The sequence below is a fragment of the Dactylosporangium sp. NPDC050688 genome (assembly GCF_040654515.1).
Lineage (GTDB): Bacteria > Actinomycetota > Actinomycetes > Mycobacteriales > Micromonosporaceae > Dactylosporangium.
Genome location: NZ_JBFAIC010000068.1, coordinates 1 through 16,188, shown reverse-complemented (window position 1 = coordinate 16,188; position 16,188 = coordinate 1). Strand labels below are relative to the sequence as shown.

Sequence of the window (16,188 nt, the reverse complement as noted above, 5' to 3'; positions counted from 1 at the left end):
ACGCGCGCCGGCCCACCCACAGCGGGCCCACACCGGCACCACAGCAGGCCGCCGGCCCGAGGTGAGGGCTAGCATCTGAGCCGTGGAGGCGGGACCGGCAGCGGGTGACTTCGCCGTCGTGCTGCGCCGCCTGCGCGAGTCGAGGTCGCTGACCCAGGAGGAGCTCGCCGAGCGGGCCGGCCTCACGGCGAAGGCGATCGGCGCCCTTGAGCGCGGCGAGCGGCGCCGGCCCTACCCGCACACCGTGCGCGCCCTCGCCGACGGGCTCGGCCTTGACGACGGCGACCGGGCAGCGCTCGTCGCCGCGGTGCCCGCCCGGACCGCCGCACCACCCGGCCAGAACGCCGCACCACCCGGCCTGAGCACCGCAGTGCCCGGCCAATACGCCGCACTACCGGGCCAGAACGCCACAGCGCCCGGCCAGAACACCGCACTCCCCGGCCAGGATGCCGCACCGGCGGACGCAGCCACCCGGGTCACCGAGGGCGGCGCCGGCGGTCCCCGCCACGCCACCGCGAGCCCGACGACGCCGCTCATCGGCCGCGATCGGGAGGTCGCCGAGCTGCTGGCCCTCGTCGGCTCGGGAGAACGCCGGCTCGTGACGGTCACCGGGCCGGGCGGGGTGGGCAAGACCCGGCTCGCGATGCACGTGCTGCGCCTCGCCACGCCGGGGTTCCCCGGCGGTGCCCAGGTCGTCGATCTTTCGGCGGTACGGGAGCCGAAGCTGGCCGTGCCGGCGATCGCCGCGGCGCTCGGGCTGCCCGACGCGGTCGGCGTCGAACCCCTCGACGCGCTGGTGCCGCACCTGACCGGCCTGCGGATGCTGCTGGTGCTCGACAACCTGGAGCAGCTGACCAGGGCGGCGCCGGTGCTCGCCGAGCTCGTGGCGCGCTGCCCGGACCTCGTCGTGGTGGCGACCAGCCGGGCGCCGCTGCGGGTCCGCGCCGAGCACGAGTACGTGCTGGGGCCGCTCAGCACGCCGGCCGCCGACGACGTGGACGCGGTCGCCGCCTCGCCCGCGGTCGCCCTGCTCCTGGATCGGGCCGCGGCCGCCGGGTCCCCCACGGCCGTCACCGGCGCCGACGCGCCCGCCCTCGCGGCGATCGTCCGGCGGCTCGACGGGCTGCCCCTCGCGGTCGAGCTGGCGGCGCCCGGCCTGCGGCTGCTCTCCCCGTGGGCGCTGCTCACCCGGCTGGAGCGGCAGGGTCCCGGCGCGGGCCCGCGCGACCTGCCCGAGCGGCACCGCACGATGGCCGCGGTACTGGAGTGGAGCATGGATCTGCTCGAGCCGGAGGAGGTCGCCCTGTTCGAGCGGCTCGCCGTGTTCAGCGGCGGGTGCTTCCTCGACTCGGTCGAGGCCGTCACCGCGGAGGGCACCGACGTGCTGCCCGCCCTCGGCGTGCTCGTCGAGCATTCGCTGGTACTGCGGGCGCCGTCGCCCGACCGGCAGCCACGGTTCCGGTTGCTCGAGCCGGTGCGGCAGTTCGCGATGCGGCGGCTGCACGCGTCGGGGCCGGCCACCGCGACCGCCGACCGGCACGCCGCGCACTTCCACGCGCTGGCCACCGCGTCGGCCGCGCGGCTCGACGGGCCGGACCTCGGCGCGGTGCTCGACCGGCTCGACGCCGACCACGCCAACCTGCGCTCGGCGTTCCTGCGGCTGCTCGAGCTCGACCGGGACGGCGACGCCGCCGAGCTCGCCGGCAGCGTCTGGCTGTACCTCGCGCTGCGCGGCCACGCGCGGGAGGGGCTCGCGTGGCTTGAGCGGGTCGGCCCCGGCGCCTCCGACGCCGCGCGCTGCCGCGCCCTGGCCGGCCGGCTCGGGCTGCGGCTGCTGGCCGGCGACACGGCCGGGATGCGGCGCGACGCCGGTGACGCGGTGGCCCTGGCCGACCGGGTGGCGGAGCCGGCCGTGACGTGCGAGGTGCTGGCCCTGGCCGGGCAGGCGGCGGTGTTCGCCGGTGCCCTCGACGACGCCGAGGCACTGCTGGCCCGCGCCCTGGCGCAGGCGGAGACCGCCGGCCGCCGCTGGGTGGCCGTGCACACCCGGCTCGCGCAGTGCCAGCTCGCCCTCGTCGCGGACGACCTGGCAACGGCCGGGCGGCACCTGCCGGAGGTGGTGCGCGCGGCCCGCGCGGCGGGCAACGCGTTCACCCTGGCCACCGCGCTCAACGTGCACGCCACGCTCACCGAGCTGCTCGGCGACGAGCCGGCGACCGCGACGCTGCTCGGTGAGGCGGTGGCCGTGTCGCTCGCCGCCCGGATGAGCTGGACCCTCGGTTACGCGCTGCCCGCCCTGGCGAGCCTCGCCCAGCGGGTCGGCGACCCGGGGTCCGCGGCCTGGCTCTTCGGGGCGGGCGCCTCGATCTCGGCGGCCGACGCCGTCGACCCCACGTTCCCCGTGTCGCGGGCACTGTCCGACCGCGGGCTGGACGCCACCCGGGCCGCCCTCGGCGAGCCGCGGTTCACCCGCGAGTGGGACGCCGGGCGCGCCGCGAGCGGCACCGAGATCCAGGCCCGTGCCGCGGTGGTCACGACGCGCGCAGGCGGTGCACGTACCGGCTGAACTGCCACGCGCCGGCGGTCCTCAGCAGCAGCCGGACCGGCAGCGGCAGGTTGCCCAGCATCCGGGCGCGTTCCTCGGCGTCGGCGTCCTGGAGCACCAGGCCGAACATGATCGGCAGCTGGCTCGCGGTCATCGAGTCCTTACCGTGCTGCCCCATCCGGTTCCATTCGGCGGCGGTGACGTGGCGCGAGGCCAGCGGCAGGATCTCGCGCTCCTCCAGGTCGAGGTGCTCCAGCAGGGCCGCCGTGAACCGCGTGCAGAGGGTCGCGAGGTGCTCGCCGGCCGCCGCCGTCGGGGCGGCCTCCCAGGCGGCGAGCACGGGGATGATGGCCGCGACGTGCGCGTCGATGCCGTGGTGCTGGGCCTGCATCGTCTCGACGAGCCCGGTCGACGGCGCGGCCCGCTCCAGCAGCAGCGGCCAGAGCACGACGTCCTCGCCGGTGTGGTGCATCTCCAGGCCTGCGGTGCACAGGCGCAGGTGGTCCGCGACGACCTTCGCGCGGCGGGTGTCGCCGGCGGGGATACCCCGGACGAGGGCGGCGACAGCGGGAAACTCCCGCCGGAAGGCGCGGTGGACGACGACCATCTCGTGGACGTCGGGGCGGGTGAGGGTGGTCACGTCGGCTCCTCGTGGCTGGACGGATCTGGTGCGTCCAGCCTGCTGACCCGTGCCGCCCCGCCCCACCCACAGCACCGGCACACTCGGCCCACAGTACTTGCCTACCGGGAAAGTGCACGCTACTTTCCTAGTAGGCAAGTACTCATCCAGGAGGAAACTGTGAACGCCGCAGAGATCAGGCCCAACGAGGCCGCCGCCGCGCTCGAACAGGTCCGCCTGCACCAGGAGCAGGTGTTCATCACCCCGCCTTTCCCCGGCTGGTTCTGGCCCGGCCTCGGCGCCCTCAACGTCGCCTTCACCGCCGCCGTGGAGACCGGCCACCCCGCCATGGTCGCCACCGGCGCCGTCGCCTTCGCCGCCGGCCTGGGCGCGATCATCGTCGTCTCCATCCGCAAACGCCCGCTCCAGCTGCGCAACGACCTGCTCGGCGCCCGCGGCGGCCTCGCCATCGGCGGCTTCGTCGCGGCGCTCGTCGCCCTCGGCATCGGCCTCGCCTTCGCCCTGCGCGCCGCCGGCGCCCCGATGCCCGGCACGGTCGCCAACGTCGCCGTCGCCGTCGCGATGGCGCTGCTCGGCCCGCTCCTGGGCCGCCGGCTGCAGCGCATCATGAGCGACACCGCCGCGAAGGCGCTGCGGTGACCGCCGCCCGGTTCGACGAGCTCATCCACGCACCGACCCGGCTCGCCATCGTGTCGCTGCTCGCCGCCACCGACTGGGCCGAGTTCCGGTACCTGAAGGAGACCGTCGACCTGTCCGACTCCGCCCTGTCCAAGCAGCTGAGCACCCTTGAGGAGGCCGGCTACGCGGAGGTGCGCAAGGGCTTCGTCGGCAAACGCCCCCGCACCACGGTCCGGCTCACCCCGGCCGGCCGCGGCGCCTTCAGCCAACACGTCGCCGCGCTGCAGCAGATCGTCGCCCGGGCCGGCGAGACCATCCTCCCCGGCCCGGCGTAGGTCCGGCTCAGCCGGCGGCGAGCACGGCGACGAGTTCGGCCGCAGCGGCGCGCACGGCGGCCGGGTGGACGGCGGCCAGCGCCTCCAGCAGTGCGATGCCGCCGCCGTCGCGGATCGCCTCCACGGTGAGGCGCCTCGCGTGCGGCCCGGTGACCCGCAGCGCCGCGGCGAGGAGCGCCGCGGCGCGCTCGGCCGGGTCCGCGCGCCCGCGGGCGGCGGCCTCGGCCTCGGCCGGCGTCGGCTCGGCAGCCGCCGGCGCCCTGCCCAGGTAAAAGCGCGGCGCGGCGGCCGCCGGCCGGTCGGCCGCCGCGGGAGGGACCGCCGCCATGGCGACGCACCGCAGGGCCCAGGCGCGCTGGTCCGGGTCGGGGACGGCGCCGGCGACCTCGGCGGCGAACGTCAGGCGCCGGGCGCGGGCCGCCGCCCACACGATGCCCGTCAGCGCGGTCGAGCGGACGATCGGGAAGCGGATGCGGTGGGCGACCGCGAGGGCGTCGTCCCACTGCTCGGCGACAGCCAGCAGCCCGGCGAGGTCGGCGAGGGCGTCAGCCTGCCGGTACGGATCCGCGATACCGGCCGCGCTCCGCTCCGCGCGCTCGAAGTCGTGTGCCCGGGCGGCAGCGCGCACGATGTCGGCCGCCACCGCCGCCTGCCGGTCCGGGTGGGTGGCGAGGCCGGCCACCCGCTCCGCCAGGTCGATGTCGCCGGTCGTGAGCACCGCCCGGACGACCGCGGGCAACGCCCAGTCCCGGCGCTGCGGATCGTCGACGGCCCGCACCATGGTGATCGCCGCGTCCCTGAGCGTCCCGGCGGTCTCCTGGTCGCCGGCGGCCGCCGCCTCGCCAGCCGCGGTGCAGAGCCACTCGATCCGGCCGCCATGGTCGTCCGTGAGCGGGTACAGGCCGGCGGCGAACCATGCCGCGGCCGGGGTGTCGCCGCGGGCCACGGCGTCGCGCAGCAGCGACAGCATCGGATCCGTCGCGTGGCCGGCGCCGACCACGTCGGCGAGCGCGAGCAGCCGCGGCAGGTCCCCGGCGTCCGCCGCGGCCCTCAGGACCATGACGGCGGCGGCGTCCCGGCGGCCCGGGTCGGCGACCGCCAGCGCGGCGTGCGTCGCGAGGCCGAGGTCGCCGGCGGCCAGGGTCGCCCGGACCACCGTGGTCAGCACGTCCGACTGCCACGCGACGTCGGGAGCGACCCGTTCCGCGGCCTGCGCCTCGGCCATCATCCGGCCGACGTCCGCCCGGGCGGATCCGGCGGCGTAGTCCGCCAGGAACCCGAGCATCGCGATCCGCTGGACCCGGTCCAGCGCCGGGGCGGCGCGGATCGACTCGACCAGCCGCTGCGCCTCCTGGACGTCCGCGAGCAGGTCACCGAGCGGTATGTCGGCGGTCCTGACGAGTGGATGAGCGATCATGCCGGCAATGAGCACCTCGACGAGGCGGCGGAACCACTGTCTCGTCGATGGAAACATCGACGGTAACCACCGCCACAGCTCAGGCCTGACCGCCCCGATCCGCATGCCCGTGCCGTCGGTCGCCTCCCGCGCCGCGGCGCGTGCGATGCCGTCGCGGATCAGGCCCGCCACCGCCTCCGCGGAGTCCCGGGTCCCGTTGGCGGCGTGAAGGTGGACGACGTCGAGCAGCGCGGCGTCGGCGGCCCCCGGGTCCTGCACGGCGCGGGCCAGCCGCTCCGCCCGGTCCAGGTCGCCGGTGAACGCCGCGATGCGCAGCACGGTCAGCAACGCCGCGGTGCCCGGGCCGGGCACCCAGGTCCGGAACGGCTCCAGCGCCCGCCCGGGAGCGCGGTGCCGCTCCGGTGGGGCGCTGGACGCGCCGGGGGCGAGCGCCAGTCGCCACAGGGCCGGGATCGACCGCGCGAGCCGCTCGGCGAACTCGAGGTCGCCCGACCAGGCGGCCACTTCGACCGCTTCGGACAGCGCGGCGATCCGCGCGTCCGCCGGGCCGATCAGGTGGGCGGCCGAGATCACCTGGGTCAGGTGTCCGCCGGCGGCCGCCGCCCGCAGGATCAGCAGGTTGGCCTCCCGGCGTTCCGCGACGTCCGTCATCGCGCGGCAGAGCCGCTCCGCGTCGTCGACCATGGATACGGCCAGAGGTCCGGACGCCGCCGACGCCACCTCCAGCACGGCGTGGAACCGGGTCCGGGGGTCGGTGATCGAGCGGGCGATGCCGGCCGCCGCCTCCGCCGCGCCGGCCGCCGCGGCCTCCCGCGCCACAGCGCGCATCGCCTCGTCGCGCCGCTGGAGCTGCGGGACCGACCGGGCCAGGGCCTCCGCCCGGCGCACCTGGCCGAGTTTCGCCCAGAGCGCCGCGAGCTCCGGGGTGATGCTGTCGGAGCGGTGTACGAGGATGTCGCGGTGCACGGCGAGCAGCGCCATCATCGCCGGGTCCGGGTCCGCCTGGCGCAGCACCGCCTCCTGCGCTGCGGTGATCTCCGCGAGTGCGGTGCTGTCGCCGCCGGACCACTGCAGCATCCGGTCGTGCCGCGCGTGGTCCGTCGCCAACGTGATCATGCGCGGCAGATCCCCGGGCGGCCGCAGGATCCTGAAGTAGGCGCGCAGCAGGTACGGCGGGCTGTCGTCCGGCCAGCCTGCCGCGCGCCAGTGGCCGGCCCACCCGTGCAGCCGTTCGCGGTACGCCGCGAGCTGGGCGGGGCCGAACGCGTCCTCGGCCTCCACCCGCAGGGTCTCGTGCGCGAACAGGTACACCTGCCGCGGGTCGTCGGTGCCGGGGTCGGCCCGGCCGTGGACGGTGCGCCCGAACACCCCGCCGAGCAGCTCCCGGACCTCGAACCGGGGACGGCCGGTGAGCTGCTCCAGGTCGTCGAGGGCGAGGCCGCCGCCGCTGGCACTGATCAGCCCGACGACGTCGCGGCGCAGCCCGCCCGCGGCCAGCAGCCGGCCCAGCTCCCGTTGCGCGTCGCGGCCGACCTCCAGGGCCCATGCGGAGGGACGCAGCCGCAGGACCCGGCAGCTGCGCAGCGGATGATCGGCGGCGACGTCGGCCGGGACAGGCGGGTGCGGGCGGCCCGCGAGCACAACCTTCACGTCGTGTTTGGGCAGCCGCGACGCGATGCTCGGCACCGCCGACGAGGACCCGGTGCCCGTGTCCTCGTCGATGCCGTCCACGACGAGCACCAGGCGGTGGCCGTCGGCGGCGGCCTGCCGGGCGGCGGACGCGAGCAGCCGGCGGCGGTGGGCGTCGCGGCCGGTGGCCGACGGCGTGGCCGGCGGTGGTTCGCCGGTGATCGCGCTGAGCTGCTCCAGCAGCGCCTCGGTGAAGGCGGTGCTGTCGGTCTCCCCGGCCAGCCGCGCGGTGACGAAGAACGACACGACCTGGACGCCGGCCGGGGGATGCAGGACGAACGTGGACAGCAGCGCCGTCTTGCCCGCCCACGGGCCCGCCTGCAGCCACAGGTACCGCTCGTCGCCGGCGCAGAACGCGGTCAGCTCGTCGAGCTCGCCGGCCCGGTCGAGCAGCCCCGCTGCGGGGGCGATGTCGCGGATCTGCTCGTGGTAGGCGGAGTGCACGTGCTCCGCGGGCGTCGCCGGCACGACGTCCACGGGCGCGCCGGCCGGCGGGACACCGATCCGCAGGCGCTGGGCCGGGTCCAGGCGGTCCAGGCGCGTCGCGGTGAGCCGGTTCGCCCCTTCGGCCGGGTGATGGCTGGTGACGACCGCGACCAGCCGGTCCCCGGCGAACACCGGACCGCCGGACATGCCCTCCCACGGCGACGTACCCGGGTCGCCGGCCGGCGCCGGCGGCGCGACAGTGATCTGCAGGGTGCCCTCGCGCCGGTTGGCGAGCACCGCGACGGCACCCGGCTCGTGCGCCGGCTCACGGTGCAGGGACGGCCCCGGGCCGCGCAGCTTCCACCGGGGAAAGCCCGCCACCTGCACGTCGAGGACGGCGGCGCGGTCGCCGACGGCCCCGAGCAGCACCGGCGCCACCACGGTCGCGTCGGCGGCGACCCAGGTCACCACGGCCAGGTCGACGCCGGTGAATGCCTCCCATGCCGAGGCCTGCACGGTCCAGGCCGACGGCAGCCCCGCGTCGAACCGCACCTCGACGGCGACGGCACCGGCCAGGACGTGCCCCGCGGTCAGCACGCCGGTGCCGGTGACCCGATAGCCGGAGCCGCGGCGGCGCACCCCGCCAGCGCACGTGACCACGACCTCCGCCAACCGTGCCGGGTCGATACCCACCGCCGGGGCTACTCCTTCGACCGTGCGACGCCCACCTCGGACCGCCATTGTCACCGGCCGGGCCGCCGCGCAGGAACCGGCGCATCGAAGACCGTGCGGGTGGCCGTCAACCCGGCGCCGAACGGGCACCGCCCCATCCTCCGGTCAGCCGCCGTCGCCATATCGCACGTGCGTCATCGAACCCGGGCCGGCGGAGTACCGAGCTGCCGTCCTCCGCGGTAATTTGAATACACCTATACGTCTGAAGGCCGCGCCGCCGGCGGGCCCGCGGGGCTCACGGGCGCGGCGGGACCGCAGGTTCACGGGTGCGGCGGGACCGCGGGTTCACAGGTGCGGCGGGACCAGCGGGGCGAAGCCGTCCAGGAGGCGGCGCAGGCCGAACTCGAACAGCGCGGTGTCCTCGTCGGCGTCCACGGGCTCCCGCTCCAGGTCCATCGCGGTCCCGCGCACGAAGTCGGCGGCGGTCGCGGCGACCTGCGCCGCGGTCCGCGTGGCCACGCCGTGGCCCTCCAGCACGCCCGCCGCCCACGCGGTGTGCGCGACGACGTGCGGGTTGCGTTTCGACGGCTGGAACGACACCGTCCTGGCCAGCCACGGGCGGTCGCGGTACATCTGCCACTGCGCGCGGCACAGCAGCTCCAGGCGGGCCCGCCAGCCGACGGGCGGTGACTGCGGCGGCGGGTGCCCGGCGAAGACCGCGTCGGCCATCATGGTCTCCAGGCCGGCGCGGCTGCCCGCGTGCCGGTGCGCGGTCATCGTGGCGATGCCGAGCTGCTCGCCGATACGCCGCATGGACACGTTGGCGAGCCCTTCGGCGTCGGCCAGCTCGATCGCGGTGCGGACCACCCGGGCCGCGGCCTCCGACACGACCGGCGGCGGTGGCGCCGGCCGCCAGGTCAGGGCGATGTCGAAGGCGTCCTCGGTGACGACCAGGCCGTGGATGCCGGGGACCTTCATCATGAGGCCCTCGTCGCGCATCAGCCGCAGCGCCTTGAACGCGATGTGCATCGAGACGTCCCACTCGCCCATGATGTCCCTGAAGGACAGCTCGTCGTCCGTCTCCAGCTCGCCAGTGACGATGCGCTGGCGCAGCAGCGCCACGATGTCCGCCGCCGTCAGCGTCACTGCCGCCCCCTGCTGCCGCCACGGGCCGGGACCGGCCGCGCGAAGCCGTCCAGCAGCCGCTGCAGGCCGAACTCGAACAGCGCGCCGTCCTCGTCCTGCGCCTGCTCCTCGTCCTGGGCCTGCTTCTGGGCCTGCTCCTGTTCCTGCTGGGCCAGCCGCATCGCGTGCCCGCGGACGAAGTTCGCGGCGGTCACGGCGAGACGCCGCGCGGTCTGCGGTTCCTCGCCCTCCAGGGCGCGCACCGCCGACCCGAGGTGCGCGGCGACGTGCGGGCCGAGCTGCGGCTCCTTGAACGACACGGCCTGGGCGAGCCAGCGGTGGCTGCGGTACATGCTCAGCTGCGCGCGGCACAGCGCCTCCAGCCGCGCCCGCGGGTCCGCGCCGGCGACCGGCTCCGGCGGCGGGTGCTCGGCGAAGACGGCGTCGGCCATCAGCAGCTCCAGCCGCGCCCGGTCCGGCACGTGCTTGCGCACCGCCGTGAAGTCCATGTCCAGCTCGCCGGCGACGCGCCGCATGGACGTCTCGCCGAGCCCGTGGGCGTCGGCCAGCTCGATCGCCGTGCGTACCGTCAACGCCACGAGCCGCTCGTCCGCCCGCGCCGAGCCGCGCCGCCGGACGCCCGCCCGCGCCCCGGACGCGAGCCCGGGAGCCCGCCCGGTGACCACGGGCCCGCCCGGCGAGTCCTCGACCAGGCCGTCCTGCCGCAGCATCACCAGCGCGTGACCGGCGGCGCCGGCCGTGACGCCCAGCTCACCCGCGAGGTCCTTCGCGGACGGCACTGGCTCACCCGGCCGCAGTTGCCCGGCGGCGATGCGCCGGCACACCTCAGCGACAACGCCCGCCGCCACACGTGCCACGCCCTTGCCTCCCCCGCCGTACCGGTGCGCAGAGTCTAGTCCGGCGCGCGGCGGGTCCCGTCCGGCGCGTGGCGGGCGGACTTGCGTACGGTGGCTACCGTTGCCCGCGTGGCCGTCGGACGCGATCCGCTGCCGTGGTCCTGGCGGCGCGCGTCGCTGACCGTGGCGCTGCACGCCGCGCTGACGGCGTGGGTGTGCACGCCGGTCATCTGGCTGCTGCTCCTGGTCGAGTTCGCCCTCGGGCACGACACCGCGGCGGCGATCGCCGTGGATCTGTCCGCGCTGGTGTTCGCCGTCGTGGTGCCGTTCGTCGTGCTCCGCGTCGCGCGGCGGACCGAGCGTGAGATCCGCTGGGAGATCACCTGGGTGGTGCCGGCCCTCATCGGCCTCGTCGTGCTGGGCGTCTTCGACGCCTGCGACATGCTCCGCGGCCCGTGACGATGCCCCCGGCCGCGGCCGGGCCTGGCCGGCACGGGATCCGGCGCTCGCCGCCCCACCAGCCGGACGGTTGCGGTGATCCAAGTCGCGGCCCGGCCATCCGGGCGACCACGACACGACTTCGATCAACAGGGCAAGGTCGAAGCGAGCCGGTCGCGGCCGGCACGGGATCGGCCGCGACCCGCGACCCGCGGCGCGCCGGCCCGACGCCTTGCCGGGCGGCGGATCGAGCCAGGCCGGCCGCCGGGATGGTGTCGTGCCCCGGCGCACGTCAACAGCGTCCCGGCCGACACCACGAACGGGCGTGACCAGGGCATTAGCGGGGCGGGGTGCCGCAGGTCGGGCGGTACGGCACCGACGGCAGGTGGGTCGCCCACTCCTCGCGGGTGAGGGCCCGCCCCGCGCACAGCCGGGCGCGGGCGGCGGCCGCGTCGAAGGACCAGCTGACGAGCCGGCCGTCCTCGGCGCCGGAGATCAGGGTGCCGGCGGCGGTGAAGGCGAGCCCGCGCACCCGTGCCCCGTGGCCGGAGAGCGTGACGAGCGGCCGGCGGGTGGTGAGGTCCCACACGACGACGGTGTGGTCGTCGCCGGCGGAGGCGAGCCGGCCGCCGTCCCGGCTGAACGTGAGGACCTGCACCGGCGCCGTGTGCCCGCCGAGGGTGGCCAGCTCCGCGCCGGAGGCGGCGTCCCACAGCTTCACGGTGCGGCTGTCGCCGGCCGTCGCCAGGACCGTGCCGTCGGGGCTGACCGCGATGTCCTGCACGGCGCTCTGCCCGGTGCCGGCGCGGCGCAGTTGCCGGCCCGTGGCGACGTCCCAGACGTTGAGGTAGCCGCCGGCGCTCGCACCGTACAGGTGGCGGCCGTCGGGGCTGAAGGCCAGCGAGGTGACGATGCGGGCGCCGAACCGCGCGGTGATGTCGGCGGGCCGGGCCAGGTCGCGCACGTCCCACAGCGACTGGCCGAGCGTGGCGGCGGCGAGCACCGTGCCGGTGGCGTCGAAGGCCACGTCGGTGGAGACGCCCGCGCCGGTCGTGGTCAGCCGCGGCGCCACCGGCTGCTGCCGCTGGACGTCCCAGACGGTGACCAGGTTGGTACGGGTGACGCTGGCCAGCAGGCGCCCGTCGGGGCTGAACGCGACGGCCTGGACCTCGTCGGGGTGGCCGCCGAGGGTGCCGGCCGGGCGGCCGGCGGGATCCCACAGCCGGACCGTGCCGTCGCTGCCGGCCGAGGCGACGAGCGTGCCGTCGGGACTGGCCTTCACGTCCTTCACCTCGGCGGTGAACCCGCCGAACGGCGTACCGGCGAGGTCGTGCACGACGATGGTGCCGTTGAAGCCGGCGGAGGCCAGGAACGTGCCGTCCGGGCTGAGCGTGACGGACACCGTCTCGGTGCGGCCCCGGTCCTGGAACGTCTGCAGGGGCACGCCGCGGCGGTGGTCCCAGACGGTGACGGCGCCGTTCTCGTCGGCGACGGCGATGCGGTCCCCGGCCGGCGCGGAGATGGTCCACGCGTAGCGGCCCGCGAGGGGCAGCGGCGGCAGCGGCACCGGGCGGCGGCCGGTGAGGTCCCACAGCCGCACGCCGCGGTCGTCGGCGGAGCCGGCCAGGACGTACCCGGTGGCGTCGAACGCGACGGAGACCACGCGCTCGGCGGCGAGCTCGGCGACGAGGGTGCCCGAGGCCACGTCCCACACCTTCGGCGCGTCGTGCCCGTCGGCGGAGGCGAGCAGCGTGCCGTCGGCGCTGAACGTCAGCGACGTCACGGGCCGGGCCCGGGCGGCGAGCACGGTACGGGTCCCGGCCCGCAGGTCGCGCAGCACGATGCCGCCGGTCGTGGTGGTCGTGGCGAGCCGGGTGCCGTCGGCGCTGAACGCGACGGAGGAGCCGGGGTCGGTCTCCTCGTACCGGCCGACGGGCTGCCGGGCCGGCACGTCCCAGATGATGACCGTGCCCTTCGCCCCGTCGACGCCGACGGAGGCGAGGCGGGTGCCGTCGCCGTTGAACGCGACGCCCGCGGCCCGGCCGGGGTGCCCGGGCAGGGCGGCGACCCGCGTGCCGCGGACCGGGTCCCACAGCCCGACGGTGCCGTCGCCGGCCGCGGCGGCCAGCAGCGTGTGGTCCGGGTTGAACGCGACGCCGTACACCGACGGCCCGCCGGCGTTGAGCTCGGTGCGCCGTGGCGCCGCCGCCGCGCTCAGCACGCCGCCGCGCGTCTCCACGTCCGGGTGCAGCCGCTCGGCCTCGGCGGCGAGCAGGCCGGCCAGCTCCGGGTCGGTGGGCAGCAGCGACCGGGCCCGCAGCGACACCTCCTCGGCCAGCGCCGCCAGCTGCTGCCGCCGGGCGTCCTGCCGCTGCCGGACCGCGATCCCGCCGCCGAGCAGCGCCAGGACCAGCAGCCCGGCCATGCCGGCGACGAGCCGCTTGAGCAGCCGCGCCTGGCGGCGGGCGCCGAGCTGCTCGGCCTCGGCGAGGTCCTCGCTGGCGCGCAGGTACGCCGACTCCAGGTCGTTGAGCTCGCCGGGGCGGTCCTCGGCGAGGCCGCGGGCGGCGGCGAGCTGGACGCCGCGCAGCAGGGCACCCGGGTCGCGGCGCAGCGACGCCCACGTGTGCGCGGCGTCGGTGAGCCGCCGGTGGGCGAGCAGCCCGGCCCGGTCGTCGGTGAGCCAGCGGTGCAGCCGCGGCCAGGCCCGGATGAGCGCCTCGTGGGCGACCTCGACGGTGCCGTCGCCGAGCACCACGAGCCGCGCCTCGGCCAGCTCGTCGAGGACCCGGGCGGTGACGTCGGCGCCGGCGACGCCGTCGAGCTCGGCGCGGGCGATCGGGCGGCGGGTGTCCTCGGTGCCGTCGCCGAGCGCGGTGAGCCGCAGGAAGATGCGCCGGGCCGCCTGCCGCCCCGCCGCGTCGAACCCGGCGTGGACCCGCTCGGCGGTCTGCGCGATGGCGCCCCGCACGCCGCCGCTGTCGTGGTACGCGGCGAGGGTGAGCGCCGCGCCGTCCCGGCGCTGCCACGTCTCCAGCAGCGCGTGCGAGACCAGCGGCAGCGCGCCGGGCTCGTCGGCGGCGTCGGCGAGCAGCGCGCCGACCAGGTCCGGCTCCACGCCGGTGCCGGCCCGTGCCGCCGGGCGGGTGACGACGTCGCGAAGCTCCGCGCCGGTCAGCGGCCCGACGAGCAGGTGCGCCTCGTCGTGCAGCGCGTCCAGCAGCGTGGTGTCCTGGCTGAGGTGGGCGAGGAAGTCCGCGCGCACCCCGAGCACGACGGTGGTGCGCCGCCCCTCGCCCAGCGCGGCGTCCAGCAGCGCGGCGACGAACCGGCGGCGCTCCTGCCGGTCGGCGCAGAGGGTGAACACCTCCTCGAACTGGTCCACGACCAGCAGCGCCCGGGTGTCCGGCGGGCCGGCGGCGAGCGCGCCGCGCACGGCGATGTCCAAGGTGGCCGGATCGGCCGCCAGTTCGGCGCCGGCCCGCTGCCGGTCGGCGCCGGACAACTTCGCGACCAGGTCGGACAACGCCTCCAGGGGGTGCTCGGTCGGGGTCAGCAGCATCGTGCGCCACCGGGCCGCCAGCCGTTCGTCGGCGGCGACGGCACCGAGCAGCCCGGCGCGCAGCAGCGAGGACTTACCGCTGCCGGACGCGCCGTACACCCCGACCACCGGTAGCCGCTCCACCTTGTCCAGCAGCCGCTCGACCAGGGCCGAGCGGCCGAAGAACCACTCGGCGTGCTCCGGCTGGAAGGCCCGCAGCCCCTGGTACGGGCAGTGCTCCTCGGCCGGTCGCGGCGCCGGCGGCTCGGCGGCGGCCGACCACAGCGCCCGCCACTGCCCGGGGTCGCCGCCGCACGCCTCGGCGTAGGCGAGGGTCACCTCCAGCGACGGCAGCCGGTCGCCCTTCGCGGCGTCCGCGAGGGTGCTCGCCGAGTAGTGCGCGCGGCGGGCCAGGGCCCGGTAGCTCGGGCTCCCGGCACCCTCCCGCAGCTGGCGCAGCTGCCAGGCCAGCCGCTGCACCGGCCCGGCCTGCGGATCGACGGGTTTCTCGGGACGGCCCACGCTTCCCCCTTCACGCGCCTGCCGCCCGGTCATCGACCGGGGTCAGGGAAGTATCGCCGCGCGCGGGCCGCCGCCGCGCGCCGGGGGCGCCCGGTTGTCCGGCGTTGTTTGTCCGGCGCCCGGTGGCCTGTCGGTCAACGCGCCGGCCGTCCACGGTGGACCCCGGCCGACAACAACGAAGGGAGTGGTGATGCGTCGACGGATCGCAGCGATGTGCCTGGCAACGGTCGCGGCCGCCACGCTGGCGGTGATGGGTGGCGCGCCAGCCGCGCACGCCGACCAGGGCTGGATCGGGCAGTGCCATCCGCAGCAATACGGGGGCTGGTGTGACGGCAACGGACCGGACTGGCAGTACCGCGGCTTCGTGAACTGCGCCGCGCAGTCCAGCGGCAGCACGGAGTACTTCGGCCTGTACCGGTGGGCGGGCGACCGCACCGGTTCCACGGCCAAGTGCACGCTGGGCACCTCGTACCGCTTCGGCGGCGTCAAGACGTACTACCGCGGCACGTTGATGTGCACGCACAGGTACCAGGCCGCAGTGGTCTGCAAGTGATGATTGGAGTGACCTTGTCCCAACGAATGACAGTGCGGTCGGCCGCCTACGGCGCGGTCGTGACGCTGGCGCTGGTGTTCGCCGCCACGCTCGGCGCGCCGGCGTCGGCGGCGGTGCCGGACGGCCAGGTCGTCGTGGCGCAGCAGGCCGGCGGTCAGGTGACGAAGGCGGACCCGTCGTGGACCGGCGACAAGCCGGCCGCGCCGGGCCCCTCGGTCGGCACGCAGGCGCTCTGCGTGACGAACTGCGCGCTCACGCCGAGCGCGTCGAGGAGCATCACCCCGCCGGGCGGCACGACCGGGAACATCAACGCGTACGGCAGCACCACCGCCGACGTCACCCGGCCGCTGCCGTACGGCGTGCCGTGCCAGGTCAACTACCGCAACAGCTCCTCGACGGTGTCCTGGACCGGGTCCAAGCCGTTCAACGCGACGAGCGTGACCCAGACCGACACCTGGGACACCGACTCGATCGGCGTGTCGATCACGATCAGCTACCCGCCCGGCGGTTCCTTCTCGCCGGGCAAGGGCACGCAACAGTGGTCGACGACGACGAGCGACACCTGGCGCACCACGCACAGCTGGAACAACATCCAGATGCGCAGCTGCGCCTGGGGCCGGATCACCGGCGTCAACTTCAACGAGAGCGGCAGCTTCCAGTTCGGTTCGGCGTACTACGGCGTGCAGGCCCTCTTCGGCGCCGGCGTCGTCGCCTGATCACCGGCCGGTCCCCGTGCGCCGCGGCGCCCGATCAGGGCGAGCGCGAACAGCACCCCGAACACCAGGCCGAGCGAGTTCTCCCGGACGAACC

The 16,188-nt window shown here is 76.4% G+C and carries 11 protein-coding genes; 6 read left to right on the top strand and 5 right to left on the bottom strand.

Annotated features, from left to right (window positions below):
* Positions 1–82 precede the first annotated feature (82 nt).
* On the top strand, positions 83–2,566 hold the full coding sequence (locus tag AB0H83_RS41815) for a helix-turn-helix domain-containing protein (protein ID WP_360105946.1): 2,484 nt from the start codon (positions 83–85) through the stop codon (positions 2,564–2,566).
* Here the strand turns inward: AB0H83_RS41815 and AB0H83_RS41810 are convergent.
* Complete coding sequence (locus tag AB0H83_RS41810; RefSeq protein ID WP_360105943.1) at positions 2,532–3,185, bottom strand: hemerythrin domain-containing protein; 654 nt, start codon at positions 3,183–3,185, stop codon at positions 2,532–2,534. The genes AB0H83_RS41815 and AB0H83_RS41810 overlap by 35 nt on opposite strands.
* 159 nt (positions 3,186–3,344) lie before the next feature.
* On the opposite strand from AB0H83_RS41810, the gene AB0H83_RS41805 reads away from it, so the two are divergent.
* On the top strand, positions 3,345–3,824 hold the full coding sequence (locus AB0H83_RS41805) for a hypothetical protein (protein WP_360105940.1): 480 nt from the start codon (positions 3,345–3,347) through the stop codon (positions 3,822–3,824).
* Positions 3,821–4,138, top strand: coding sequence for a transcriptional regulator (locus tag AB0H83_RS41800; RefSeq protein WP_360105937.1), 318 nt, complete (start codon positions 3,821–3,823; stop codon positions 4,136–4,138). The genes AB0H83_RS41805 and AB0H83_RS41800 overlap by 4 nt, the downstream gene beginning before the upstream one ends.
* 7 nt (positions 4,139–4,145) lie before the next feature.
* On the opposite strand, the gene AB0H83_RS41795 is transcribed toward AB0H83_RS41800, so the two are convergent.
* From AB0H83_RS41795 to AB0H83_RS41785, 3 genes are all read right to left on the bottom strand, one after another.
* Positions 4,146–8,363 carry a hypothetical protein gene (locus AB0H83_RS41795; protein ID WP_360105934.1) on the bottom strand — a complete coding sequence of 1,406 codons (4,218 nt, stop codon included), beginning with the start codon at positions 8,361–8,363 and terminating at the stop codon, positions 4,146–4,148.
* Positions 8,364–8,687: 324 nt separating this feature from the next.
* Positions 8,688–9,488: a GntR family transcriptional regulator gene (locus AB0H83_RS41790; RefSeq protein WP_360105931.1), complete on the bottom strand. Its 801-nt coding sequence runs from the start codon at positions 9,486–9,488 to the stop codon at positions 8,688–8,690.
* Positions 9,485–10,345 carry a GntR family transcriptional regulator gene (locus AB0H83_RS41785; RefSeq protein WP_360105928.1) on the bottom strand — a complete coding sequence of 287 codons (861 nt, stop codon included), beginning with the start codon at positions 10,343–10,345 and terminating at the stop codon, positions 9,485–9,487. Before AB0H83_RS41785 ends, AB0H83_RS41790 begins: the two co-directional genes overlap by 4 nt.
* A 108-nt stretch (positions 10,346–10,453) precedes the next feature.
* Between AB0H83_RS41785 and AB0H83_RS41780 the strand changes: the two genes are divergently transcribed.
* Positions 10,454–10,783, top strand: coding sequence for a hypothetical protein (locus AB0H83_RS41780; RefSeq protein ID WP_360105925.1), 330 nt, complete (start codon positions 10,454–10,456; stop codon positions 10,781–10,783).
* Positions 10,784–11,099: 316 nt separating this feature from the next.
* On the opposite strand, the gene AB0H83_RS41775 is transcribed toward AB0H83_RS41780, so the two are convergent.
* Positions 11,100–14,825: a hypothetical protein gene (locus AB0H83_RS41775; protein WP_360105922.1), complete on the bottom strand. Its 3,726-nt coding sequence runs from the start codon at positions 14,823–14,825 to the stop codon at positions 11,100–11,102.
* Between the two features lie 190 nt (positions 14,826–15,015).
* Here AB0H83_RS41775 and AB0H83_RS41770 point away from each other — a divergent pair, with 190 nt between their 5' ends.
* Entirely contained in the window at positions 15,016–15,378 is a 363-nt protein-coding gene (locus tag AB0H83_RS41770; protein WP_360105919.1) for a hypothetical protein, read from the top strand.
* Between the two features lie 26 nt (positions 15,379–15,404).
* Entirely contained in the window at positions 15,405–16,094 is a 690-nt protein-coding gene (locus AB0H83_RS41765; protein WP_360105916.1) for a hypothetical protein, read from the top strand.
* The last annotated feature ends 94 nt before the right edge of the window (positions 16,095–16,188 follow it).

Coding starts and splice junctions, on each gene's coding strand:
- AB0H83_RS41770 (WP_360105919.1), top strand. CDS start 15,016: ATGCGTCGACGGATCGCAGCGATGTGCCTGGCAACGGTCGCGGCCGCC.
- AB0H83_RS41765 (WP_360105916.1), top strand. CDS start 15,405: ATGACAGTGCGGTCGGCCGCCTACGGCGCGGTCGTGACGCTGGCGCTG.